A 24,528-nucleotide genomic window follows, 5' to 3' on the forward strand; every position below is an offset into this window, starting at 1 on the left:
AAGGCTGAGCCGTGAAGCGCAGGACCGTCGCCGACGTGATGACCGACAAGGTCGTCACGGTCACCGCGAGAACCCCGTTCAAGGACATCGCCGAGACCCTGATCGCCGGCGGCATCAGCGCCGTCCCGGTCATCGACGACGACGGCCACGTCATCGGCATGGTGTCAGAGGCCGACCTGCTGCGCAAGGAGGAGTTCCGTGAGCAGTTCTACCGGGAGGGCTACCAGCCGCCGCTGCGCGCCCGGCTGCGCCACCCCAAAGGCAGGAAGAAGGCCGCCGGTGACACCGCGGCCGAGCTGATGACCAGCCCGCCGATCACCATCTCGCCCCAGGCCCCGGCCGTCTCCGCCGCCCGGCTGATGGACGCCCACGACGTCAAGCGGCTCGCCGTCGTCGACCAGGACGGCCGGCCGGTCGGCATCGTCTCCCGCCGCGACCTGATCAAGCTGTTCCTGCGCTCCGACGACGACATCGCCGCCGAGGTGCGCGAGGACATCCTCGACCGAGGGCTGTGGGTGGACACCTCCGCCGTCGTCGTCCAGGTACGCCATGGCGTGGTGACGCTGAGCGGCCAGATGGACCGTAAGACCGAGACCGCGATCGCCGTACGAATGACCGGCCGGGTCAACGGCGTGGTCGACGTCATCGACGAGCTCACCTGGAAGCACGACGACTCCACGTGGGAGGCCAGATAGCCATGCTCGTACGCGAGGTCATGAGCAGCCCGGCCATCACCGTCCGCCGCACCGACCCGGTACGGCAGGCCATCCGGTCGCTGCACGACCATGACATCACCGCGGCCCCTGTCACCGACGACACCGACCACCTGGTCGGCGTCGTCAGCGAGCTCGACCTGCTGCGCGGCGAGTTCGAGCCCGACCCCCGCGCCTCGCTACGGCCCGTCGGCCCGTCCGCCGAACCGCCGCCCCGCCGGGTCATGGAGGTCATGACCCGCGAGATCGTCACGGTGACCGAGACCACCGACGTCACCAAGGCCATCGCCCTGATGGTCGGCGAGCGGATCAAGAGCCTGCCCGTCGTACGGGGAGATCGGATCGTCGGCATGCTCAGCCGCCGCGACCTGATGGCGATGCTCGCCCGTTCGGACGAGCGGCTGCGCACGGACGTGATCGCCGCGCTGCGCGAGCACTACCCCTTCGGCCCCAGCTGGGACGTCGCCGTCCGCGACGGCGTGGCGCAGCTGAGCGGGCCGCCCCACGAGCACGCCGACCATATCGCCGACGTGCTGGCCCGCACCGTGCCGGGCATCGTCCGGGTCAGGCACCTGAGGTGATCGTCATGAGAATGACCGTCCAGGACGTGATGACCACCGACGTGGCCGCCGTCAACCAGCAGGCCTGCTTCCGCACCTTCGCCGACCTGCTCATCGGCAAAGCCGTCAGCGGCATGCCCGTCCACGGCGAGCTCACCTGGAAGCACGGCGACGTCCTCGAAGTCCCGATGTGGGGCGGTGCCCCCGCGAGCCCGCCATGAACCCATGGGTCCTGTCCTACGAGGGTTTCGATCCGGCTTCCGAGGGATTGCGCGAGGCGCTGTGCACGCTGGGCAACGGCCGGTTCGCCACACGCGGCGCGACCCCTGACGGTGAGCTGCGGACGCCGGGCACCTACGTCGCGGGTTGCTACGACCGCCTGGACTCCACCGTCGCGGGGCGGACGGTGACCAACGAGGATCTGGTCAACCTGCCCGACTGGCTGCCTGTCACCTTCGCCACCCCCGGTTCGGCGTGGTTCCGCCCTGAGCGGGCCGAGCTGCTGGACTACCGGCAGGAGCTCGACATGCGCCAGGGGATCCTGCACCGGGCGCTGCGCTGGCGCGATGAGTCGGGCCGCGTCACCGCGATACGGCAACGCCGGCTGGTCTCCATGGCCGACCCGCGTCTGGCCGCCCTGGAGACCACCTTCACCGCCGAGAACTGGTCCGGCCCGCTTCGCATTCGCGCCACCCTGGACGGCCGGGTGACCAACAGCGGCGTGGCGCGCTACCGCGAGCTGCGGGGCGACCATCTCACCGGCCATGACACCGGCGACCGGAACGGTCTGATCTGGCTGACCGCCACCACGCGCGCCTCCCGGATCACCGTGGCGCTCGCCTGCCGTACCGACACCGTCTCCCCCGCCCGCGAGGTGATCCGCGAAGGGGACCGGATCGCCACCCATCACGTGCTCGACCTCGCGCGGGGCGAATCGGCCACACTGACCAAGACCGTGGCCTTGGTGACCTCGCGCGACAGCGCCGTCCACGACGCCCGCTCCGCGGCGATCCGTGCCGTACGCCGGGCTCCCCGGTTCGACTGGCGGCGGCTGCCCGAGGCCCGGGCGGCGGCGCGGGACGCCGGGTATGACGGGGCGATGTTCCCCTGGCAGAGCGGCAGCGACGGACGCGAGGAGACCCAGACGCTGCACCTCAACCCCGCCTCGGGACGCTGGCTGCCCGACGGCTCCCATCTGCAGCGGCACATCGGGCCGGCCATCGCCTACAACGTGTGGCAGTACTACCTGGCGACCGGCTTGATGCCGCCGTGGTGCGCGGAGCTGCTGATCGAGATCGCCAGGTTCTTCGCCTCACTGACCGTGCTCGACCCCGCGTCGGGACGGTACGAGATCCGCGGCGTCATGGGACCCGACGAGTATCACGAGCGCTACCCGGGCGCCTCCTCCCCCGGCCTGGCCAACAACGCCTACACCAACATCATGACCGTGTGGCTCCTGTCGCGCGCCCGAGACACCCTTGAGCTGCAGCCCGAACCCACGGCCTCCGAGCAGGAACGGGCTCGCTGGGACGACATCACCCGGCGCATGCGGGTCGACTTCCACGACGGCGTGATCAGCCAGTTCACCGGCTACCCCGACCTGCTGGAGCTGGACTGGGCCCGCTACCGGGGCGTGCGCCGCCTCGACCGCACCAGCCACGGCTCCACCCTCAGCGCCGTCGTACACGCCTGGGTACTCTCCCGCTCCGACCGGGCCCGCTCCTGGCAGTTCTTCGCCGAGGCGCTGTTCGGCGACATCAACGACATCCAAGGCGGCACCACCGCGGAGGGCATCCACCTCGGCGCCATGGCCGGCACGCTCGACCTGCTGCAGCGCTGCTACCTGGGCCTGGAACCGCGGCCCGACGGCCTGCACCTCAACCCGCTCCTGCCCGACCGGCTCGGCGTCCTGTCGCTGTCGATCCGCTTCCGCGGGCATCAGCTCCTCATCGACGCCGATCATCGGCAGGCCCATATCAACGGCGTGGAAAGCCTGACCTTTTCCAGCGAACCTTTCGCCAGACGGCAAGGAGAAACCATCATGACAAGCACCGGCGACCTCGGACGTCGCATCACCTATCACCGCGTGCGACTCGGCCTGACCGTCGACCAGGTCGCCGAACGCGCGGAGATGTCCCCCGGCTACCTCCAATACCTGGAGGAACGCCCCGGCACACCCACCGCCGAAACCATGTACCGCCTGGCCGGAGCCTTGGAGACCACCGTCGACGACCTCCTCGGCAGCGGCGTCGATCGGCCTCCCGGCCGTGGCCGCGCCGCGGGGGCTCCGACGCTGGAGAGCCTGGACCCCGAAGAATGCCTCAAGCTGATCGAGCCCGGCGGCATCGGCCGGGTGGCCTTCAGCGGCTCCCACGGCCCGACCGTGCTGCCCGTCAACTACAGACTCCACCACGGCTTCATCGTCTTCCGCACCGCGCCAGGCGGCCCCATGGACCAGGACCTGCGCACGGGCGTGGAAGGCGTGGAGATCAAGGTCGGGTTCGAAGTGGACCGGATCGACGACGCCCAGCGCGAGGGATGGAGCGTCCTGATCCAGGGCCCGGCCCACCACATATCCCCCGACGAACTGTCGGAGGTCACCGATTCCGACGTCACCCCGTGGGCGGGCGGCGAGCGGCCCCTGTACATCCGCATCGTCCCGCACCAGATCACGGGCCGCCGCATCCACCACCTTTGACGGTCACGCTCCAGGAAGGTTCATAGTGACGCGCCGCCGCACATCACGAGGTGCTGGCCGGTGATCGCCCCTCCTTCCGGGCCGAGCAGGAAAGCCGTCAGCCCCGCCACCTCCTCGGGCCGGATGAACCGGCCCAGCGGCGGAACCCGTGGCGGAGTGGCGGCACGTCCGGGGTCTCGCAGCATGGGGGTGTCGGTCGGCCCGGGGGCGACCACGTTGACGGTGATGCCACGCGGAGCCAGCTCCATGGCCCACGAACGGGACAAGCCCGCGAGCGCGGCCTTGGTCGCCGCGTACTGGCTCTTGCCCGCCGCGCCCGCCATCGTGCGGCTTCCGATCAGCACGACGCGGCCACCGGGGCGGATCGCGCCGACGAGGGCGTTCACCAGAACGGTCGCCGCCTCGACGTGGACCCGCCACATGAGGGCGCCGTCCTGTGCCGACAGACCGCCGAGCGGCGCGGAGCGCTGCAGGCCGGCCGCGTGGACGACGGCGTCGACGGCGCCCACCGAGGCCGACGTGTCGGCCAGCTGGTCGAGGTCGGTCAGGTCGGTCTGGATCCACGAGTAGGCCGGCGTGTCCCGCTCGTACTCCGGAGGGCGGGTGCGGCTCATCCCGGTGACTCTCCAGCCCTCGGAGAGCAGGCGCGCGGCGATGGCCTGGCCGATGCCGGAGCTGGCCCCGGTCACCACCGCGTGCTGTGGCTCGTCCGCGTGCGTCGACACCTCAGAGCCCTTCGGTACGGGCGGCCCATTCGGGTCGTACCCGGACGTACTTGATGACGCGGCGGTGGTAGGTGAAGACGATGTGCAGGTCACCGTCGGCGGTTTCCTGGATGGAGGGGTAGGAGAACTCCCGGTTGAGTCCGTCCCGAGAGTTGTTGGTCAGGCAGTAGCCGTCGCCGACTTCGAGATCGCGGCGGATCGGCCACGTGCGACCTCCGTCCGCGGACAGTGCGAGGGTCATGGGCGCACGGGGAGCGCCCCAGAACGCGGTCCGCTCATCGCCCCCGACGACCGCGGGCTCTTCGCGCCCGGCAGGCGCCGGTTCTTCGCCGGCCGGACCCGCCGGGGTGGCGGCGAGCCCGTCGTCGTCGATCTCGTCGTACAGCGACACCCGGCGCTCGACGGCGTCGGCCGCGCTGCTGGCGTTGAACACCAGTGCCAGCCGGTCGTCGCTCAACGTGACGTACTGGATGGAGGAATTGTTGTTGGGCAGTTCGGTGGCGGCGGGAGCGCTCCAGGTCTCGCCCGCGTCCTCCGACCGGCTCGCGTAGATCGCATCCGCCCAGCGGCTGCGGAACAGCGCGAGCAGCGTGCCGTCGGCCAGCAGGTGGATGTTCATGTGGACGCAGCCGGTGCTCTCGGGGACCGGCTGTTCGCGCCAGGTCCGCCCCTCGTCGTCGGAGATCATGAGAGAGCTGGTGTCACGGTCGCCGACCCAGCGCTTGCCCGGTGTGGTGACGCAGTTGAAGACAGGCAGCAGCCATCGGCCGGACGGCAGCACGAGCACGGGCTGCCGGACGAAGACGCCACCGCGGCTCGTGGCGGGGAAAAGGGTACGTACGGGTCCCCAGGTGTGACCGTCGTCCCGCGAGATGCGGCAGCGGACCTCGGCGGTGTCCTGGTTGCCGGCGCGCTGGGCCGTGTACAGCAGCCACAGCTCGTCGGCGGGAGTGGGGAACAGGACGGGGTTCTGCTCGGAACGCGTCAGATCGTCGGACAGCCGCGTCGGCGCGGACCAGGCCTCCGCCCCCTTCTCCAGCCGGGAGAACCAGATGGAGATGTCAGCGACGCCTTCCTGCGTGCCGCCGAACCACACGCAACCGAGATCGCCGTTGCCCAGCGCCATGATGTTGGCCGCGTGGTTCTGCACGGCGGGCGCGATCAGGTACGCCTCGTGGCGGTCCGGATCGGCGTCGTGTACGCGGATCACGCCGTCCATGGGCAGGTCGGCGACGGCGGGCTGGGGCTCGCTCACGATTCTCCTTGGAAAGACTGGTCTCCGCGAGAAGACTGGGCTCGGGCGTCGGTCAGGTGGGATTTGGCCACCAGTTCGAGGTGGACGAGGTCCGACGCGATGGACGCGAAGGTGTATCCCTCGGCCAGGCGCTTGGCGGCGCTCCCGCCGTCGGGTGTGTGGATACCGGCCGCGATACCGGCGGACTTGGCCGCTTCGCGCACCGTGACCAGCGCGTCCTCGAACCGGGCGGCGATCGCGGGGTCACCGGGGAAGGCGGCGCCCAGGGCCAGGGCCAGATCGGACGGGCCGACGTAGACGCCGTCCAGGCCGGGGGTGGCGCAGATCGCGTCGATGTTCGCCAGACCCTGTGCCGTCTCGATCATGGCGAGGACCAGCACGGTGGCGTCGCTGTCGGCGGGGCGCGGTCCGATGCGCAGCGCCGAGCGCATCGGCCCGTACGAGCGGCGCCCCTTCGGCGGATAGCGGGTCGCGGAGACGGCCGCGGCGGCGTCGTCGGCGGTGTCGATGAGCGGCACGATGACGCCCGCGGCGCCCGCGTCGAGGGCTCGGCCGATGCGGGCGGCATCGTTCGCCTCGACCCTGACCATGCCTGCGGACACGCCGCCCGCGTCGATCGCCGTCAGGCTGTTCAGCAGACCCGAGTAGCCCAGCAGTCCGTGCTGGGCGTCCAGGCACACGTAGTCGTAGCCGAGGCGCGCGATGCGCTCAGTGGACACCGGCGAATCGAGGACGGACCAGTAGCCCAGTGCGGGTTGCCTGGCCCGGATCCTGGCGGTGAAGTCGGTGATGCTCACTGCTGGCGCTCTCCTCGGTAGTCGGCTCTCATCGGTTGTAGGCGGGCATGGGGCCGCGCAGTGCCGCGCCCACGCGGTCACAGGCTGCCACGACGTCCTCGGGAAGCGGTCCGGCCGCGGCGGTCGCGATGTTCGCGCGCAGGTGTTCGGCCTTGGAACCGCCGAGCAGGACGGCCCCCACGCCGTCGCGATGCAGCAGCCACCGCAGGGACAACTCGATGAGGGACAGGCCCGACTGCGCGGCGATCTCGCCGAGGGTGGTGACGGCCTCGAACAGCGCCCCGTTCCAGTAGCGCTGCCGGTACATGGGCGCCAGCTTGGAGTCGCCGAAGCGGCCGGCGGCGGGGTCCTGCTCGAAGGTGTGACGCCCGGTGAGCAGGCCCCCGCCGAGCGGGTTGTAGACCATGGTCGTCAGGCCGGTGCTCCGCGCGAACTCCAGGTATTCCTCCTCTACCCTGCGGGCCAGGAGGTTGTACAGCTGCTGGGCGACGACCGGCCGCGGCGCGCCGACGGCGTCGGCGGTGTGGTTGATCTCCGCGATCTGCCAGGCCGCGTAGTTGGAGACGCCGAGCGCGCCGATCTTGCCCTCGGCGACGAACTCGGCGATGACGCCGAGCGTCTCGGCCAGCGGCGTACGGCGGTCGGGCTGGTGCAGGTAGAACAGGTCGACATGGTCGACGTTCAGGCGGCGCAGGCTGCCTTCGAGGCTCGCGCGCAACCCTCGGGCGGACAACGGAGCGTGATCGCCCGCGTCCGGATGGGGCATGCCGGCCTTGGTGGCGAGGACGATCCGGTCGCGCCGGGTGGCGAGCAGTGGCCCGAGGATGGATTCGGTCGCGCCGCCCGCGTAGGCGTTCGCGGTGTCCACACCGGTGATGCCGGACTCGAGCGCCAGGTCCAGCATGCGCTCGGCCTCTTTCGCGTCGGCCGTGTCACCGAACGTCATGGTCCCCAAGACCAACTGGGACAGCCGGACGGGTGATGTCATTGGTCGGTTCCTCGCTGAACGGGTGCGGGCAGCTGCGTAGTGGACGAGGCCCGCACCAGCTCGCGCGGCTTACGTCCCTGGATCGCGGTCGGATCCAGCGCGGCCCTGCGCAGGGCGCGGGTGTAGGGGTCGGCCGGTGCGGCCAGCACCTTGCGGGTCGGGCCGGACTCGACCAGCCGCCCCTTGCTCATGACGATGATCTCCTCGCTGATCTCCCTGACCACACCGAGGTTGTGGGAGATCACGACATAGGTGAGGCCGGTCTCGGCCTGGATCTTCATCAGCAGGGCGAGGACCTGCGCCTGCACGGACACGTCCAGCGCGCTCGTCGCCTCGTCGCAGACCAGCAGGTCGGGCTTGGAGGCGAGGGCTCTGGCGATGCCGATGCGCTGGCGCTGGCCACCGGAGAACTCCGGCGGGCGGCGCTCCAGGGCCGTGGCCGGCAGGCCGACCTGGTCGATGAGCGTGGCCGCCTCCTTGGCCCGCGCGCGTTTGTCGCGCATTCCGCGCACGCGCAGCGGTTCGGCGACGATCTCCTGCGCGGACAGGTGCGGGTCGAGCGATCCGTACGGGTCCTGGAAGATCATCTGCACCCGGTTACGCATGGGGCGCAGCCGCTTCTCGCTCAGCCTGGCGATATCGGTGCCACCCACCACGATGCGCCCCGCGGTGGGCTTGACCAGCCGGACGATCGAGCGGGCGATCGTGGACTTGCCGCAGCCCGACTCCCCCACGATGGCCAGAGTGCCGCCCCGCCGGACGCTGAAACTGACGTCGTCGACCGCGCGGAACACGCCGTGGGCGACGGGATAATCCACAACCAGGCCGTCGACCTCGAGCAACGTGTCATCGGTCATCGGGGCTCTCCCAGCGCTATGGGCGCGTCCGGAGACTCGCCGTCCTCGTCCCACGGGCCGAGCCGTGGGACCGCCGCCAGCAACTTCCTGGTGTACGGGTCGCGGGGCGCGTTGACGATCTGTTCGGCCTCACCGGACTCGACGAATCGGCCGTCCTTCATGACATGGATGCGGTCCGAGACGAGCCGGGCCACGCCGATGTCGTGAGTGATCATGAGGATGCCGATACCGGTGTTCTCCTGCACTTCGAGCAGCAGGCCGAGGATGCCGGCCTGAACGGTGACGTCCAGGGCGGAGGTGGGTTCGTCGGCGACGAGCAGGACGGGCGATCCGGCGAGCGCGATCGCGATGAGCACGCGCTGCAGCATGCCGCCCGACAGCTGATGCGGATACTTGCCCAGCTGGGACGCAGGGTCCGGGATGTGCATCCGGGCCAGCAGCTCGACGGACCGCGAGACGGTCTCCGTCCTGGACAGGCCGCGGTGCCGCAGCCGTACGGCCTCGCGCAGCTGCTGCCCGATGGTGTGGACGGGGCTGAGCGCCGTCATCGGATCCTGCGGGATGAGGGAGACGGTACGCCCGCGCACGTCGCGCACCGCGCGCGGGTCGGCGATGACGTCGACTCCCTGGAAGCGGGCCGTGCCGGACAGGACCGCCAGCTCCGGGGGGAGCAGCCGCAGGATGCCCATGGCCGTGGTGGACTTGCCGGATCCCGACTCGCCGATGATCGTCACGGTTTCGCCCTGGCGGATGAGGAAGCTGACGCCGTCGACGGCGCGGACGATGCCGGCCTCGGTCATCAGCTCGATCTGCAGGTCCTCGACCTCCAGCAGGGGGCGGTCGGCCTCGTCGAACTCGGCTGTCATGCCCGGCTCACCTTCCCTTCCGTCTGCGGGCCCTTGCGCCGGCGAGCGCGGTCCCGCAGGCCGTCTCCGAGCAGGTTGACACCGACGACGAGCAGCACGATGACCAGTCCGGGCAGCGTGACCAGCCACCACGACGTCGTGATGTAGTCCTGGCCGTCGGCGATGATGCGGCCCCACGTGGCGAACGGGCGCTGCGGACCGGCGCCCAGATAGCTCAGCGCGCTCTCCAGCAGCACGGCCTGGGCCAGCAGCAGCAGGATCACGAGCGAGGCCTGCTTGACCACGTTGGGCAGCACGTGCCGGAGCAGGGTGGTGATGCGATGCAGGCCGAGCACCCGGGCCGCGGCCACGTACGGTTTCTCCCGCTCGACGAGCACCAGGGAACGCGTCAGGCGGGCCACCTCCGGCCACTGCGCGAAGGCGATCACGAAGGTGATGACCGGAATGGACGGCCCGAAGAGCGCGACGACGAGCAGCAGCATCAACAGCAGAGGCAGCGACAGCTGCGCTTCCAGCAGGCGGGAGACCACGGTGTCGACCCAGCCGCCGAAGAATCCGGCCGCCGCGCCGGCGATGAGACCGATGACACCGGACACGAGGATGGCCAGCACGCCGACGGTGAGCGAGACCTGGCCGCCGTGCAGGACCCGGGAGAGCAGGTCCCTGCCGAGCTGGTCGGTTCCGAACAGGTGCCCGTCGGTCAGGGGCGGCAGGCGACGCAGGCTGAGGCTCTGCGCGTCCGGTCCGGGAATCGGCAGGAGGCCGGCCAAGGCGACGGGCAGGACGACAAGGGCCACGGCCACCGAGCCGACCCATATCTTCAGCCGCGCGCTCTTGCGGCGGCGGGCCGCGGCGGATCGGGCGAGATCCTTGGCGGTCACCGCGCTGGGCCGCGTGGCGGGCGCCGCGGTGTCCCGGCTGCCGGAGCCGTCGGCGGGGCCGACTGTCGTGGCGGTCATGAGGCCACCGCCTTCCCGAGTCGTACCCGCGGGTCGAGCAGCGGGTAGGTGAGGTCGATGAGGAGCTGGACGAGCACCGTCAGGACGGCCGTGACCAGGACGGTCGCCTGGATCAGCGGGTAGTCCCTGGTCTCCAGCGCGCGTACGACGAGCGATCCGACACCTGGCCAGGCGAAGACGACCTCGACCACCACCACGCCGTTGAGCATGGCGGCGAAGCGGGTGCCGAGCGCGGTCACCACCGGGACGGCCGAGTTGCCCATGGCGTAGCGCCAGGTCAGGCCGCGTTCGGAGATGCCGCGGGCGCGGGCGATCGTCAGATAGGGCGCCGCGAAGCCCGCTCCCATCTCCCGGCGCACCAGGCGGGAGATCAGCGCGATCTGCAGGATGCCGACGGTCACGGTGGGCAGCACCAGGCCGGCCCAGCTGGTGAAACCGGATGCCGGGAGCACGGGGACCAGCACGGCGAAGATGGTCAGCAGCATGATGCCGCTCCAGAACTCCGGCATGGACTGCCCGGCGATCATGGCCACGTTGGCCCCCAGCTCGCGGGCGGTGTCGGCGTGCCTGGCCATCCAGACACCGGCCGGGATGGCCACGACCGCGGCGAACAGGATGGCGGACACGGCGAGCATGATCGTGTACGGCATCCGGCTGAGGACGACGTCCAGAGCGGGGGCCTGGAAGGAGAAGGACGTGCCCAGGTTGCCGTGGAACAGGTCCTGGACGAAGATTCCGTACTGCTGTATGAGCGGTTTGTCCAGGCCGAACTGGGCGCGGATACGGTCGAGCTCAGCCGTGGTGGCCAGCGGGCTGGCGTAGGCGGCCGCCGGATCCCCTGGTGCCAGCCGTACGAGGACGAACACCGTGGAGACGGTCAGGAAAATCGCCAGGATGCTCTGCCCGACACGCTGCGCAACATAGCGAACCACGATTCATCCATTCAGTCGCACGGAAGCGAGTTCGTAGGAGTTGGTGGGGCTGAGCAGCACGTTCTCCACGCGCTTGCGCCGGGCGATGACGGTCTTGGGGACGAAGGCCCACATGCAGGGCCAGGTGTTCCAGATCTCCTTCTGGGCGGTGGCGAGGATGCTCTCCCGGGCGGCCTTGTCGGTTTCCTGCGAGGCCTTCTCCAGCAAGGCGGCGATCTTGGGGAACACGTAGCCCTGGTAGGTGTCGCGGGTGGCCTCCTTTTCCTTCGTGCCGGCGAACATGCCCTGCAGCGGCGTCAGCGCCAGCCCGGTCGGGCCGGGGTAGCCGTTGCCGAGGACGTCCCAGTCGCCGCCCCGTCCCTGCCGCCACTTGGAGATGTCGCCGCCCGGCTGGAACTGCTGGAGTTCGGCCTGCACGCCGACGGCCTTGAGCATCTCCACCACCGCCTCCATGACGCTCGTGTCGTTGGCGAACTCTCCGGTCTCCCAGATGATCTTGATCTTGAGATCCTTCACTCCGGCGGCGTCGAGCATCTGCTTGGCCTTCTGCGGGTTGTAGACGTATTCACCCGCCTGGACCGCGCCGGTCAGGGTGTCGGCCACCACGCCCCGAGCGGGGGAGACCGAATCGGCGAAGACGTCCTTGATCAGGGACGGGCCGTTGATGGCGTAGCTCAGCGCCTCACGTACGCGCGGGTCGGCGAGCGGGTGCCCGGCGGGCTTGCGGAAGTTGTAGAAGAGCTGCGTGATCCGCGTGCTCGGCACCTGCTGCACCTCCACGTCACCCAGCCCCGACAGCTGGCTGATCGCATCGGGGGAGATCGCGTCGATCACGTCGACCTCGCCGCTGCGCAGCGCGACGACGCGGTTCGCCTCCTCCGGCAGGAACCTGACCTGTACGGTCTTGATCGCGGGCGCCGGGCCCCAGTACTTCTCGTTCACCTGCAGCGTGTACTCGCCGGTGCCCCGGTTCGCGGCGGTGACGACGTAAGGGCCCGATCCCACACCGCCCTGGAGTTCCTCCGGTTTGTTGGCGGCGGCGGGGGTGATGAGGATGTTCGCCATCAGGTAGTCGAGTGTCGGCACCGGATGCTTGGTGACGAGCTTGAAGGTGGCGGCGTCGACAGGGGTGACCGTCGGCCACTCGGGGAAGAGGCCGGCCAGGAACGATCCGGGCACCTTCTGGTACATCTCGAGCGCGGTTGCGACGTCTTGGACCGTGACCGGGCTGCCGTCGGAGTAGCGGACGCCGTCGCGCAGCTTGACCGTCCACTCGGTGGGGGCCGTCAGCTCGAACCGCTCGGCCAGGACGTGCTGCACGGTGAGCTTGGGGTCGATGAAGGTCAGCGCCTGACGGACGCCGCGCTGGACGGTGACGGCGGCATCGAACTGGTTGAGCTTGTTGTCCAGCGACACGAGCGAGCGGTTGAGCGCCAAGGTGATGCCGGAGCCGCCGGCGGGCCCACCGCTGGAGCCCACGCCGGGCGCACTCCCCGGTCCCGCGCAGGCGGCGAGGGGACTCAGGGTCATGGCCGCACCCGTGAGAGCGCCGAGACGGAGAAGACTGCGACGGGAGAACTGGGGGCCGCTTCCGGGATGAGTCACTGGGCTTCTCGCTTTCTGAACCGTCCGCAGTGGTACGCCGCTCAGCAGCGGCCGTCTGCCAGGACCGGATGTTTCCCACGTCACAACGACGTTGCTGCACCATTACACGACTGCGCATTTCGCGCAAGGGGCCTAGCGCATTTTGTGCAAGCTGTGACATCATCCAGTCAAGACGAAGGATACGGCGACGCGTCCGCCTCACTCAGAAGCGGATCGCGCATATGGGTTCGCGAACGCCGCGAGAGTCCTTCTGACCTGCAAAGATCAATCACACCGGGGGTTCCTTGAGGCCCAATCCCAGCACGGCCACGCACGGTGTCCTCATCGTGGCCGACGACCTGTCGGGGGCAGCCGAGTCCGCAGCACGAGTCATGATGCGCGGAACACGCACAAGGATTCTTCTCACCCATGACGCCGTGCGCGGCGAGCGCGAACTCGCCGACATCCTTGTCGTCGACACCGACTCCCGGCATCGGCAGCCCGCCGACGCCGCCGCGGCGGTGCGTTCCACGGTCGCCGCGGCCTCCGCCGGGCGGCCGCGGCTGATCTTCAAGAAGATCGACTCTCTGCTGCGCGGCAACGTCGCGGCGGAGGTGGCCGCGCTCGCGACGCCCGGCGCCGCCGTCGTCGTCGCTCCCGCGCTGCCCGGCCTGGATCGGGTGGTACGCGGCGGCGTGCTGTACGTGGCCGGCGCCCCCCTCCACCAGGCGAACGCCTGGGCGGTGGACGGTGTCCCGGCTCCGACATCGGTCGAGGCGGCTCTGGCGCCGCTCCCGGCCCGCGTGCTGGACCTCGCGACCGTGCGATCGGATCGTCTTTCCGAGGCGATCGCCTCCTGCGCGCGGGATGCGCATATCGCGCTGTGCGACGCGGAGACGGATCAGGATCTGGACGCCGTCCTGCGTGCCGCGCTGGCCGTGCCGTCAGTACGGCTGGTCGGCTCCGGCGGGCTCGCCGACGCGCTCGGGCGCCATCTGCGGAGTCTCGGCCCGGCTGCCGGGGAGCATCCGCTTGTTCCAGGGCACGGTGGCGTGGGCTGCCCGGCGCCGCTCGTCGTGGTGGGCAGTGCCGAGCCGGTCGCGGCCGAACAGGTGCGCCGGCTGATCGAGGCCGGAGCCGTGCCCGTGGCCCTGCCTCTGACGGCCCTCCTCGGCACACCCGACGGCCGCGAACCCCTCCCCCGTATTCCCCTCGGCGACCGAGCGGTCGTGGCGCACCTCGACTCCGCCGGCGTCGTCCTCCCTGCGGCCTCCCGTGACATCGCGAGCCGGCTGGCCGAGGCCGTCGCGGACGCGGTGCGCGCGTACGAGAGTCCGGTGGACCTCGTCCTGACCGGCGGCGAGACCGCCCGGCGCGTCCTGGACGCCCTCCAGGTGCGGGAACTGACCCCGGCCGGGCAGGTGCGCCCGGGTGCCGTCCACTCCCGGACGGCCGACGGCCGTTCCGTGGTCACCCGCCCGGGCAGCTTCGGGGAGGCCGACTCGCTCGTCGAGATCGTCAGGACCCTGGCCCCGTACTCCCTCGATTCCCTTAACCCCACTCTCTCCCAACGCGAAAGCTCCCAGAACCAAGCGAAAGGTCCCGAAGTGAGCATCAGCACTGCCGGCGTCAGCCGACAGCCTCGCACCGCGGCCACTCCGATCATCGCCGTCACCATGGGTGACGGTGCCGGTGTGGGTCCGGAAGTCATCGTCGGCGCCCTCCAAGACGCCGGCACCGCCGCACTCTGCCGTCCCGTCGTCATCGGCGACGCCGTACGGCTGCGCCAGGCGGCCGGCATCCTCGGGATCGACACCGAGATCGTCGCGATCGACACAGTGGCCGACGCCGTGTTCCAGCCGGGCCGCCTCAACGTCATCGACCTGGGGCTCCTGCCGGAGGACCTGCCCTGGGGGAAGATCTCCCCCGTGGCGGGGGCGGCCGCGTACCACTATGTCCGGGTGGCCAGCGAGCTGGCGATGGCCGGGGAGGTGCAGGCGATCTGCACGGCGCCGCTGAACAAGGAGGCCCTGCACGCGGGCGGCTACATCTTCCCCGGCCACACCGAACTCCTCGCGCACCTGACCGAGACCGGCGAGGTGTCCATGATGCTGTCCTCGCCGAAGATCCGGGTCATCCACGTCACCACGCACATCGGGCTGATCGACGCCATCGCGAAGATCGAACCCGGCCTGGTGGAGCGGACCGTCCGCCGAGGTCATGAGGCGCTCCAGCGGGCCGGGATCGAGAACCCGCGCATCGGAGTGTGCGGCATCAATCCGCACGCCGGCGAGAACGGCCTGTTCGGCTACGGCGAGGAGGCCGAGAAGATCGTTCCCGCCATCGAAGTCCTGAAGGCCGACGGCATCGACGTGCAGGGGCCGTTGCCCGCCGACACGGCGTTCTTCGTCGCGGGACGCGGTGACTACGACCTCATCGTGGCGATGTACCACGACCAGGGACACGGCCCGGTGAAGATCCTGGGTATCGAGGCCGGGGTGAACATCACCGTGGGCCTGCCCGTGATCCGCACGTCCGTGGATCACGGAACCGCCTTCGACATCGCGGGGAAGGGCATCGCTGAGGTCGGTAGCATGATCGAGGCGCTGCGGCAAGCCGCCCAGATGTCTCCCAGTCCGGCGAGCTGACCCGGGACCGTTGAACGCAAGCCGAGAAGGAGGAGCGTTGTCCAGGAACTCTGACCGTCGGCGCGCCGAGATCGTGCGCCTGGCCACGACCAGTGGTCTGGCCAGTGTCGAAGAACTGTCCTCGACGTTCGCTGTGACGCCCTCCACCATTCGCCGTGACCTGGCCCGGCTGACCACGCAAGGCCTGCTGACCCGGACGTTCGGCGGCGCGATGGCCGTCGTCGCCCACCCCGAGGACTCGGTGCGCCAGCGCGTCGGCGAGGCCTTCGAGGCCAAACACGGGATCGCCCGATGGGCGGCTCAGCAGATCGGGGCCGGCGAGTCCGTGCTGCTCGACGCCGGCTCGACCGTCGCGGCGCTCGCCCACGAACTGCGCTCCAGCACCCAGCTCTTCATCGCCACCACGAGCTTGACCGTGCTCAAGGAGCTCGGTGACGTCGAGAGCCTCCATGTGGAGTGCCTCGGCGGCCGGCTGCGCCATCTCAGCCAGGGTTTCGTGGGCCCCACCACCGAGGCGTCTCTGGAACGGATGTCGTTCGACCGCGTCTTTCTCGGGGCTGACGGAGTCACCGCCGACCGAGGGATCTGCGAGGCCGACCTCCAGCAGACCCGGCTCAAGGAGCTCATGGCGCGCAACTCCCGTAAGACCTACGTTTTGGCGCACGCGGCCAAGCTCGGGCGCGGTCCGTTCCATGCCTGGGTGCGGCTCCCCCGGCCCTGGACGCTGGTGACCGACGACACGGCCTCGGAAGACGCGCTGGCCCCGTTCTCGAAAGAGGGAGTCGAGGTGGTCGTGGTCGACGTCGAAGGCCAGGTCAGCAAGGCGAAGCCGGCCGCCGATCAGCCGAGCGCCCCGCAAGGGTGAGGGCAGCGCGGCCGATCATGCCGCCCTGACTCGGGCAACCGCTCACGATCCTTGGTGGAGCGGGGCCTGATCGGCCGGTTCCGTCAGGCTCGTACGATTGGCGGCATAGGCGGTGAGGGCGCCGGTCGCGCAGATGACCGCGGTGCCGAACAGCGCGTACCGTGCCGAGTCGAGTATCGAGGCGCCGCCCAGGTTGACCAGGACGCCGCCCACTGCCGTACCGAACGCGATCGACAGGCTCGTCACGGTGGCGATCGCGGCCGCCGCCCGGCCGCCTTCCTCCGGATCGCGGGTGCTGGACATCGCGGCCACCGACAGATGCGGGTAGGCCAGGCCGATGCCCGCACCGGCGACGAACAGCACCGGCACCCAGACGAGCACCAGCCAGCTCGGCGTGTCCGCATGCTGCAGCAGTCCCTGAAGGAGGAGGCCGGCGGCGAGCAGCACCGGGCCGAGCACACGCAGCCGGCGTACCGCCCGGTGTCCTGTCACCGACGAGCTGCCGATCTGGGTGAGCGACCAGCCGAGCGAGATCGCCGCGGCGAAGAACCCCGCGATGAGAGGTGGCAGCCCGGCCAGCCGCTGGCCGAACAGCGGAAGGAACGACTCGACGGCGACGCCGAAGGCCAGCAGCCCCAGCGTCAGGTAGACCCACTTCAACGACGAACCTCTCTGGTACGTCGTACGCGGGAAGACCCGCGGCTCGCCGCGCCGCTCATGGACGACGAACCCGGCCATCAGCAGCAGCGCCAGCGCGATACCGGCGGCCTTCGCGAGCGTGCCGGCCACGACCCCCGCCACGCTCACCGCCCCGGCCGCGGCCGTCACCAGCAGCAGCGACCCGGCCGGGATCGGCACCCGCCCGTCGCCGCGTTCGCTGGGCGGCAGCACGCGGGGCACGATCGCGCCGCACCCGGCCCCGATCACGGCCATGACCGCGAACGCCGGCCGCCACGAGCCGAACTGGGCGAACAGCCCGCCGAGCGCCGGACCGGCGAAGTTGCCGACGCCGTACATCGCCGACATCAGCGCGGTGCCGCGCGTCCAGAGCCGGGCCGGCAGCGCCGCTCGGATGACGGCGAACCCCAGCCCGGACAGCAATCCCGCGCCGAGCCCCTGGACACCCCTGGAGACCAGCAGCACCGCCATCGCCGGGCTCAGCGCGCAGGCCAGCGAGCCCGCGCTGAACGTGGCGAACCCGAGAAGGTAGGCGCCGACGTTCCCCTGCCGGGACAGGAGGCGGCCGGTGAGCATCGTCGCGATCACCATGGCGACGAGGTAGATCGTCATGTTCCAGGCGTAGAAGCTCGCGCCGCCGAAATCGGCCACCGCGGTCGGCAGCAGGCTCGCCGTCAGATAGATGTTGATCGCGCCGACGAGCACTCCGCCGGCCAGTACGATCGCCGCGCCGAGATGCTCACGGCCCAGCAACTCCCGCCACGCGGGCGTGGCGGAGGGTGGAGTGAGGCTCACGCGCCCACCTCCACGACGAAGGTGTGGATGGCGGGCTCGGCGCCGCCGGGTTGTTCGTGATCGTCAGGACTCATGCCTTCAAGGCTGTCGTTGAACTGTTCCCGGAGGCTTTGCCCGCCGGTCGTCGACGGTGCTGGGCGGATGAGGGTGCGAAAGCCTCAAGCCGCGGTAGAACCTTGCCCCCGCGCGTGCCCGGTCAGCGGGGACGGCTCGGATGAGCTTCGTGGGCGAAGCGCACGGTGATGGACAGGCCGCCTTCGGGGCGTGCGCTGGTGGTGAGGGTGGCGTGGTGGGCTTGGGTGACGGCGTTGACGATGGCCAGGCCGAGGCCGTAGCCGTCGCGGCGGCCGTGACGATCGGGCGCCAGTCTCTGGAAGGGCTGGAAGAGCCGCTGGATCTGGTCGCCGGGAATGACCGGCCCGCTGTTGGTGACCGTGAGGGCCACCTGGGTGCCGATGGTCTGGGTGGTGATCTTGACCTTGCCGTCCGGGCGGTTGTGGCGGATGGCGTTGTCGATGAGGTTGGCGACGAGGCTCTCGATCAGTCTCGGGTCCCCGGCCGTCACCGCGGGCGTGAGGTGTTCGGCGAGGTCGATGCCGGTCTGTGCGGCTTGGTCGCGGCGGGAGGCGAGCACTCCCGCGACGATCTGGGTGAGGTCGAGGGCGTCCCAGCGGGTGACGCCGCGCTCGCTGGTGGCCAGGGCGAGCAGCGCCTGGACGAGCCGCTCCTGGTGTTCGCCCAGGGTGAGGGCCTCCTGGCAGACCGAGCGCAGGGTCCCGGCGTCGGCGCCGGGGTCGGCGAGGGCGACTTCGAGCAGGGTACGCAGGCCGGCGAGCGGGGTGCGCAACTCATGGGAGGCGTTGGCGACGAAGTGGCGCTGGGCGTCGAAGGAGGCTTGCAGGCGGGCGAACAGGTCGTCGAGGGTGTGGCCGAGTTCGGTCAGCTCGTCCGCGGGCTCGCCGAGGTCCAGGCGCCGGTGGAGGTCTCCGGCGGAGATGATTTTGGCGGTGGTGGTGATGGCGCGCAGCGGGCGCAGGAACCGGCCGGCGACGTACCAGCCGAGCGCCAGGGCGACGGGAATCAGTATGACCAGGGCGATGGCGGATCCGGTGAGGAGTTGGGGCAGGCTGATCCCGGCCCCGGTTTCAGTGATCGGGCCGGATGAGCCTTTGGGGGTGGTCTGCTGGATGCCGGCCAGCGGGATGTCGACGAGTATGAGGACGAAGGTCCCGGCGGCGTAGATGCCCGCCGCGTAGGCCAGCGCGAGCCGCGTCTGCAGCGACCTTCTGGTGAGCGTCTGCGAGGTCATTGCGGTCCGATGCGGTTGAGCGTCTGTGAGGTCATGACGGTCCGATGCGGTTAAGCGTGTGGGAGGTCATGACGGTCCGATGCGGTAGCCGCCTTCGCGGATGGTCTCGATCACGGGCGGATCGCCGAGCTTGACCCGCAACCGGTGCATGGTGTGCTTGACGGCGCTGCTGAAGGGGTCGGCGGCCTCGTCCCAGACGCGCTCCAGCAGTTCCTCGGCGGAGATGACCAACCCGGGTACGGCCAGCAGGCATTCCAGCAGGCCGAACTCCCTGGGGCTCAGCTCAAGGCGCCGGCCGGCCCGGAAGGCGATACGGCGGGCCGGATCGAGGGTGATGTTCCCGCATGCCAGGGTGGGCGGCAGCGGCGGGGTGGCACGGCGGCCCAGGGCACGGACCCGGGCGACCAGTTCGGCGAACGCGAACGGCTTGGGCAGGTAGTCGTCGGCGCCGAGGCTGAGCCCGTCGACGCGGTCCTCGATCGTGCCGGAGGCGGTGAGCATCAGCACGCGGGTCTCACATCGGCCGTGAGCGAGTCGCCGGCAGATCTCGTCCCCGTGGACGCCGGGCAGGTCGCGGTCGAGGATCACCACGTCGTAGCGGGTGGCGGCCAGGCGGTCGAGGGCGGCGGTGCCGTCCAGGACGACGTCGACGGCCATGCCCTCGCGGCGCAGCCCGGTTCCGATGGAGCGGGCGAGGATTTCGAAGTCCTCGACGACCAGGACCCTCACCGCTCCTCACCGCCTGGTTGAGGTGCCATGCCCTTACGATCCCAGATCCCCGGTCGCAACCAGGTCGCAGCCACTGCGACCGGGCTGGAACCGGGTGCCGCGTACAACCGTCGGCATGAATCCATCTATGCCGTTCCGATCCGGCTTGCACGTGGAGTGGACCAGGTTCCGCTCCGGGCGAGGCTGGGTGCTCGCCATGGCGGCCTCCGTACTGGTCACCGTGTCGCTCGGACTGCTGATCGCCGGGGGCGTCCGCAGCAGCTGCGTGACCGGGAAGGGCGAGGGCCCCTGCCCCGCGCCCTTGGTGGGACCCGATGGCACGGCTGTGCAGGACAGGTACTACTTCGTGCACCAGCCGCTCAAGGGGAACGGCAGCATCACCGCCCGCGTGGCGGACATGACCGGGCAGATGCGGCTGCCGGACGCCGTACCCGGAGTGCGCAACATCAAGCAGGGGGTGGTGCCGTGGGCGAAGGCCGGGCTCCTCGTACGGCAGAGCCTCAAGCAGGGCACACCGTACGCCGCCGTCATGCTCACCGGAGATCACGGCGTGCGGATGCAGTACAACTACACCCACGACGTGGCCGGCGGACCGCACAACGGCCCGCAGTGGCTGCGGCTGACCAGGTCGGGCGACACCGTCACCGGCTTCGAGTCGGACGACGGCAAGACGTGGACCCAGGTCAGCACGGTCAACCTGACCGGGCTGCCGGAGACGGTCGAGATCGGGCTGTTCGCCACCTCACCAGGCGCCTTGTGGGACATGGCGAAGGCCTTCGCCCAGGCCACCGCCACCTTCGACCAGATCAAACTGCAGGGCGCGAACGGTTCGTGGCGCCGCGACGACGTCGGCGTCGCTCTGGAGTCCGACGGTAAGACCCCGCATCACCCGGGCGGGGTCGTCGAGTCCGGTGACAAGCTCATCGTGACCGGGGGCGGCGACATCGGGCCCGCCACGGTGGAGGGCGGTCTGCGCGCCGACTTCACGCTGATCGGCGGGGTCGTGGGGCTGATCCTGGTGCTCGTGGTGGCGGTCACGTTCTACACGGCAGACCACCGGCGCGGGCTGATCAGGACCGGCCCGCAGCACGCACAGCCGCTCGCGCCGCCGGTCGGGCCACTGGTCGGCCCGCCGGTCGGGCCGCCGGTCGGGCCGCGTCCGGCGCGGCTGCTGGCGGCCAAGGCCACGGTGGTCGGCGCGGTCGCGTTCGCGGCGGGGCTGGTGACCTCGGGGATCGTGGTGCCCGGCGGTCTGGCGCTGTTGCGTGCCCATCAGAACCCGATTCAGCCGCTCACCGTGGGGACCGAGCTGCGGGTGATCGTCGGCTTCGCGGCGCTGACCGCGGCCGCCGCCGTGCTGGCTCTGGGCCTGGCCGCGCTGGTCAAGCGGGCCATCGTCGCCAGCGGGCTGGCCATCGCGCTGGTCGTCGTGCCGTACCTGCTGGCGACCGCGGGTCTGGCGCCATGGCTGCTGGTGATCACCCCCGCCGCCGGGTTCGCGATCACGCAGAGCGTCCCCACGTTCGCGCATGTGGACGTCGGCCCGTCACTGTTCGGGAGCTACTACCCGCTCCCGCCCTGGGCAGGGTTGGCCGTGACCTGCGGGTATGCCGCCCTCGCCCTCGGGGCGGCGATGGCCGTGCACCGCAGGACAAATCATCGGTGACTGCGGTGGGCGGTCTCCGGGCCGATGACACGCAAGAGCTCGAGAGCCTCGATGCTCTTGGATCCGGGCGGCGGCGTGAACAGGCGCAGGCGCTGGTCGGCGGCCTGCGTCTGCAGCATCTCGAAGTCGAATTCGATGAGCCCGACGGACGGATGAATGACACGCAACCGGCTCTCGCGGCGCACGGCGACCTCGTGCCGCTGCCAGAGGTCGGCGAACTCCTCGCTGGCCGCCCCGAGCCGGTCGATCAGGGCGCTCGATGGCTGATCGTAGTCACGACGTGTCGCGGCGGCACGCAGGTCGGCGACGCGCAGGCGGCTGTGGCGGTCGTGTTCCTCGGCGGGGTACGCCTGGCGGACGAACGGGTCGGTGAACCAGCGCCACACGATGTTCCGGTCCCGTTCCTCGATCCTGCACACGCACCCGAACAGCGTCTCGGCCAGGGCGTTCTGCGCGAGCAGATCGCCGAGGTCGGTCAGGAGCTGGGCGGGCGTGTCGCCCAGCCGGTCGAGAAGGTAGAGCAGGCCGGGACGTACGTGATTTCCGGCGCGCGCGCCTTCGGGTGGCCGGTGGCCCGCCAGCAGGTAAAGGTGATCTCGTTCATCCTCGGTCAACCGCAGGGCCCGGGCGAGTGCGCTCAGTAGCTGGACCGATGGCTGGGAGCTGCGCGCCTGTTCGAGCCGCATCACGTAGTCGGCCGACACCCCGGCCAGCTGGGCCAGCTCTTCGCGGCGCAGGCCGGGCGTGCGGCGCCGGGGTCCGGCGGCCAGGCCGACCTCGTGCGGCCGGAGCCGTTCGCGGGAACGGCGGAGGAAGTCCGCCAGCTTGACGCGGTCCATCTTCATGTCATCCATCCTCGCCCGCCCGGCCCACTGCGCGGGCCGCGCACGCTAGGAGGGCCGATCCTAGGGAATCGGCTCCCCTCCTCATCGCCGCACGCTCCTGGCATCGTCCCTGGTGTCGAGCAGCGCTGAGAGGGGAGACGGACATGAGAGAGATCACAGTGGGCAGGGCGCACGTGCCGTACCGGGTGATGGGCGAAGGCCGCCCGCTCGTACTGGTGCATGGCGGCAGTCCGGGCTCGAAGGCATGGGACGGCGTGGCCGGGGCGTTCACGGGCACCAGCACGGTGGTGCTGCCGGATCTTTCGGGAAGCGACGCGGCGCGCGACGACGGGGGCGAGCTCACGGTCGAGCTGCTCGTCGAGCAGCTCACCGCCGTGATCTCCGACCTCGGGAAAGGGCCCGCCGACGTGGTCGGGCACTCCATGGGCGCTTCGGTGGCCGCCGCGTTGGCCGCCGTCCGGCCGGATCTGGTGCGCAGCGTCGTGTCGGTCACGGGCTGGGCCGGGCGGGGCGATGAATACCTCCGCAACGCGTTCACCGTCTGGCGCGATCTCGCCGGTGATGGCGACACCTTCGCGCGGTACACGATGCTGATCGCCTTCAGCCGTGAGCATCTGGCTGCCATCGGCCCGGCGGCCGTGGCGGAGCTCGCCACCGCCTTTCGGCCCCATCCGGGCAGGCTCCGGCAGATCGATCTCGCCTCTCGGCTGGACGTCCGCGACCTGCTGCCGGGGATTCAGGCGCCGACGCTGGTGATCGGGTGCGCCCGCGACACTCTGATCTCCGCGGAGTACTCCCGCGCGCTGGCCGCCGACATCCCGGGCGCCTCGTACGAGGAAGTCGACAGCGGACACATCGTGATGGCCGAGCGGCCGACGGAGTTCGTGAAGCTCGTCCGCGACTTCATCCACCCGGGATGACAGAGGTGGTCATCGCGTCCAGGGTGAGCCTGAGCATCGGGGCGATGGTGCCACCGAAACCGGCCCGGGCCCGCGCGGCCGGCGCGGATCGCGGATCCACGCCCTGGCAGGAGCGGTAGTTGGCGAAGCTGACCACACGGAGGTCGGGCAGCACCAGCCAGGCGTATGCCTGGTCGGGTTGGCGGGCGGGGTTCTGGATCACGAGCCCGGATCCGTTGAGCGGCTCGTACGGCCCGGTCAGGCCCGGTGCGGCGAAGCCGTAGAGCCCGGTGGGCGTGCGGCCGGCCGGGTGGAAAGTGTGGCGTTGGGTGGAGAAGAAGAGGTAGTACCGGGAGTCGTGGACGATGACGTGCGGTCGTTCGAGCTCGTGGTTGACGCCTTCGGCGACGAGCAGCGGCGGCAGGAGGGACCAGGTGCCCGCTTGTTGCTCGGCCAGGGCGATCGCGCCGGTGAAGCCGTCCTCCCACGCGGTGGACGCTGCGACGAGGAGATGATCGCGCCCGTCGGCCGGGTCGCGGAACCAGCCGGGATCGCGGAAGGCCCTGATGCGGCCCGGCGCTCCGTCGCCCTCCTCTGCCGGCAGGCCCGGGGCTCCGTCGCCCTCCTCTGTCAGCAGGTACATCCGGCCGTCGGAGCGCAGGATCTCACGATGCTCGACGTCCGGTCGCAACGAGATGCGGCCGGCGTCGGCGATCAGGGCGGCGCGGGCCTCGATGACGCTCTGCCAGTACGTCGGTCGTGCTTCGCCACGCCGTCCAGCGGCCGTGTAGTACACGGACACGGTCCCATCAGGCCGCCGAACCGCTGACCCGGACCATTCGCGGCTGCCGGGCGCGGCGCCGTCGGCGAAGGCGTTCCCCAGGTCCTTCCACTTGTCGTCGCGGTGGGCGAGCAGACGGATCCGCGCCTGGTCGTGGCGCTCCTCGGGGTGGCCGGCGGCGGGGGCTGACAGGGCCATCCACAGCTCCTGGCCGCGGATCACGGTCGTCGAGCCGTCCTCGTCCTGGATCGGCCACAGGTCCCACAGGTCGTGGTCGGGCAGAATCGGTGCCGCGGTGGCGATGACGGGCGCCGTGGTCGTGGCGGCCTCGGCGAGCAGGTCGAGGTGCCGGTGGGTCCAGCGTGCCGGAGAGAGCATG

22 protein-coding genes are annotated in these 24,528 nt (G+C 70.5%); 8 read left to right on the top strand and 14 right to left on the bottom strand.

The window, feature by feature from the left end; genetic code table 11:
- Positions 1-11 precede the first annotated feature (11 nt).
- Genes ACGFJ2_RS57015 through ACGFJ2_RS57030 form a run of 4 tightly spaced genes read left to right on the top strand, consistent with a single transcriptional unit; the run spans position 12 to position 3,971 of the window.
- Complete coding sequence (locus ACGFJ2_RS57015; protein ID WP_357956510.1) at positions 12-695, top strand: CBS domain-containing protein; 684 nt, start codon at positions 12-14, stop codon at positions 693-695.
- 2 nt (positions 696-697) lie between these two features.
- Positions 698-1,294 carry a CBS domain-containing protein gene (locus ACGFJ2_RS57020; protein ID WP_357956512.1) on the top strand — a complete coding sequence of 199 codons (597 nt, stop codon included), beginning with the start codon at positions 698-700 and terminating at the stop codon, positions 1,292-1,294.
- 5 nt (positions 1,295-1,299) lie between these two features.
- On the top strand, positions 1,300-1,494 hold the full coding sequence (locus ACGFJ2_RS57025; protein ID WP_357956514.1) for a hypothetical protein: 195 nt from the start codon (positions 1,300-1,302) through the stop codon (positions 1,492-1,494).
- On the top strand, positions 1,491-3,971 hold the full coding sequence (locus tag ACGFJ2_RS57030; protein ID WP_393483410.1) for a pyridoxamine 5'-phosphate oxidase family protein: 2,481 nt from the start codon (positions 1,491-1,493) through the stop codon (positions 3,969-3,971). Before ACGFJ2_RS57025 ends, ACGFJ2_RS57030 begins: the two co-directional genes overlap by 4 nt.
- A 20-nt stretch (positions 3,972-3,991) precedes the next feature.
- Here the strand turns inward: ACGFJ2_RS57030 and ACGFJ2_RS57035 are convergent, their stop codons facing one another.
- The 9 genes from ACGFJ2_RS57035 to ACGFJ2_RS57075 are packed head-to-tail and all read right to left on the bottom strand — an operon-like array spanning position 3,992 to position 12,880.
- A complete protein-coding gene (locus ACGFJ2_RS57035) occupies positions 3,992-4,696 on the bottom strand; it encodes an SDR family oxidoreductase (RefSeq protein WP_357956518.1) in 705 nt (234 codons plus the stop codon).
- A 1-nt stretch (position 4,697) separates the two neighbouring features.
- Positions 4,698-5,951, bottom strand: coding sequence for an exo-alpha-sialidase (locus ACGFJ2_RS57040; RefSeq protein WP_393483412.1), 1,254 nt, complete (start codon positions 5,949-5,951; stop codon positions 4,698-4,700).
- Complete coding sequence (locus ACGFJ2_RS57045; RefSeq protein ID WP_357956522.1) at positions 5,948-6,748, bottom strand: aldolase/citrate lyase family protein; 801 nt, start codon at positions 6,746-6,748, stop codon at positions 5,948-5,950. The genes ACGFJ2_RS57040 and ACGFJ2_RS57045 overlap by 4 nt, the downstream gene beginning before the upstream one ends.
- Before the next feature lie 28 nt (positions 6,749-6,776).
- Positions 6,777-7,736 carry an aldo/keto reductase gene (locus ACGFJ2_RS57050; protein WP_357956524.1) on the bottom strand — a complete coding sequence of 320 codons (960 nt, stop codon included), beginning with the start codon at positions 7,734-7,736 and terminating at the stop codon, positions 6,777-6,779.
- Positions 7,733-8,593, bottom strand: a complete 861-nt coding sequence (locus ACGFJ2_RS57055; RefSeq protein ID WP_393483416.1) for an ATP-binding cassette domain-containing protein — start codon at positions 8,591-8,593, stop codon at positions 7,733-7,735. The genes ACGFJ2_RS57050 and ACGFJ2_RS57055 overlap by 4 nt, the downstream gene beginning before the upstream one ends.
- Positions 8,590-9,459 (bottom strand): ABC transporter ATP-binding protein, encoded by an 870-nt coding sequence (locus tag ACGFJ2_RS57060; RefSeq protein WP_393483418.1) that lies wholly within the window; start codon positions 9,457-9,459, stop codon positions 8,590-8,592. The genes ACGFJ2_RS57055 and ACGFJ2_RS57060 overlap by 4 nt, the downstream gene beginning before the upstream one ends.
- Positions 9,456-10,418: an ABC transporter permease gene (locus ACGFJ2_RS57065; protein ID WP_357956530.1), complete on the bottom strand. Its 963-nt coding sequence runs from the start codon at positions 10,416-10,418 to the stop codon at positions 9,456-9,458. Before ACGFJ2_RS57065 ends, ACGFJ2_RS57060 begins: the two co-directional genes overlap by 4 nt.
- A complete protein-coding gene (locus ACGFJ2_RS57070) occupies positions 10,415-11,350 on the bottom strand; it encodes an ABC transporter permease (RefSeq protein ID WP_357956532.1) in 936 nt (311 codons plus the stop codon). The genes ACGFJ2_RS57065 and ACGFJ2_RS57070 overlap by 4 nt, the downstream gene beginning before the upstream one ends.
- A 3-nt stretch (positions 11,351-11,353) precedes the next feature.
- Entirely contained in the window at positions 11,354-12,880 is a 1,527-nt protein-coding gene (locus tag ACGFJ2_RS57075) for an ABC transporter substrate-binding protein (protein ID WP_393483422.1), read from the bottom strand.
- Positions 12,881-13,239: 359 nt separating this feature from the next.
- On the opposite strand from ACGFJ2_RS57075, the gene pdxA reads away from it, so the two are divergent.
- Both pdxA and ACGFJ2_RS57085 read left to right on the top strand, forming a co-directional pair.
- Complete coding sequence (pdxA, locus tag ACGFJ2_RS57080; protein ID WP_393483425.1) at positions 13,240-15,582, top strand: 4-hydroxythreonine-4-phosphate dehydrogenase PdxA; 2,343 nt, start codon at positions 13,240-13,242, stop codon at positions 15,580-15,582.
- Positions 15,583-15,619: 37 nt separating this feature from the next.
- Entirely contained in the window at positions 15,620-16,447 is an 828-nt protein-coding gene (locus ACGFJ2_RS57085; RefSeq protein ID WP_393483428.1) for a DeoR/GlpR family DNA-binding transcription regulator, read from the top strand.
- 42 nt (positions 16,448-16,489) lie between these two features.
- On the opposite strand, the gene ACGFJ2_RS57090 is transcribed toward ACGFJ2_RS57085, so the two are convergent.
- The 3 genes from ACGFJ2_RS57090 to ACGFJ2_RS57100 form a co-directional block, all read right to left on the bottom strand.
- Positions 16,490-17,920 (bottom strand): MFS transporter, encoded by a 1,431-nt coding sequence (locus ACGFJ2_RS57090; protein WP_393483431.1) that lies wholly within the window; start codon positions 17,918-17,920, stop codon positions 16,490-16,492.
- A gap of 196 nt (positions 17,921-18,116) precedes the next feature.
- Complete coding sequence (locus ACGFJ2_RS57095; RefSeq protein ID WP_393483434.1) at positions 18,117-19,229, bottom strand: sensor histidine kinase; 1,113 nt, start codon at positions 19,227-19,229, stop codon at positions 18,117-18,119.
- 66 nt (positions 19,230-19,295) lie between these two features.
- Positions 19,296-19,958 carry a response regulator transcription factor gene (locus ACGFJ2_RS57100; RefSeq protein WP_393483437.1) on the bottom strand — a complete coding sequence of 221 codons (663 nt, stop codon included), beginning with the start codon at positions 19,956-19,958 and terminating at the stop codon, positions 19,296-19,298.
- Between the two features lie 127 nt (positions 19,959-20,085).
- Here ACGFJ2_RS57100 and ACGFJ2_RS57105 point away from each other — a divergent pair, with 127 nt between their 5' ends.
- Positions 20,086-21,624: a hypothetical protein gene (locus ACGFJ2_RS57105; RefSeq protein WP_393483440.1), complete on the top strand. Its 1,539-nt coding sequence runs from the start codon at positions 20,086-20,088 to the stop codon at positions 21,622-21,624.
- Here the strand turns inward: ACGFJ2_RS57105 and ACGFJ2_RS57110 are convergent.
- Positions 21,615-22,469, bottom strand: a complete 855-nt coding sequence (locus ACGFJ2_RS57110) for a helix-turn-helix transcriptional regulator (protein ID WP_393483443.1) — start codon at positions 22,467-22,469, stop codon at positions 21,615-21,617. The two genes, ACGFJ2_RS57105 and ACGFJ2_RS57110, sit on opposite strands and share 10 nt — an antisense overlap.
- A gap of 143 nt (positions 22,470-22,612) precedes the next feature.
- Here ACGFJ2_RS57110 and ACGFJ2_RS57115 point away from each other — a divergent pair, with 143 nt between their 5' ends.
- Complete coding sequence (locus tag ACGFJ2_RS57115) at positions 22,613-23,389, top strand: alpha/beta fold hydrolase (protein ID WP_393483446.1); 777 nt, start codon at positions 22,613-22,615, stop codon at positions 23,387-23,389.
- Here ACGFJ2_RS57115 and ACGFJ2_RS57120 read toward each other — a convergent pair.
- A complete protein-coding gene (locus ACGFJ2_RS57120) occupies positions 23,373-24,527 on the bottom strand; it encodes a glycoside hydrolase family 68 protein (RefSeq protein WP_393483449.1) in 1,155 nt (384 codons plus the stop codon). The genes ACGFJ2_RS57115 and ACGFJ2_RS57120 overlap by 17 nt on opposite strands.
- Position 24,528 lies beyond the last annotated feature (1 nt).

Source organism: Nonomuraea sp. NPDC049028 (genome assembly GCF_043197735.1).
GTDB lineage: Bacteria > Actinomycetota > Actinomycetes > Streptosporangiales > Streptosporangiaceae > Nonomuraea.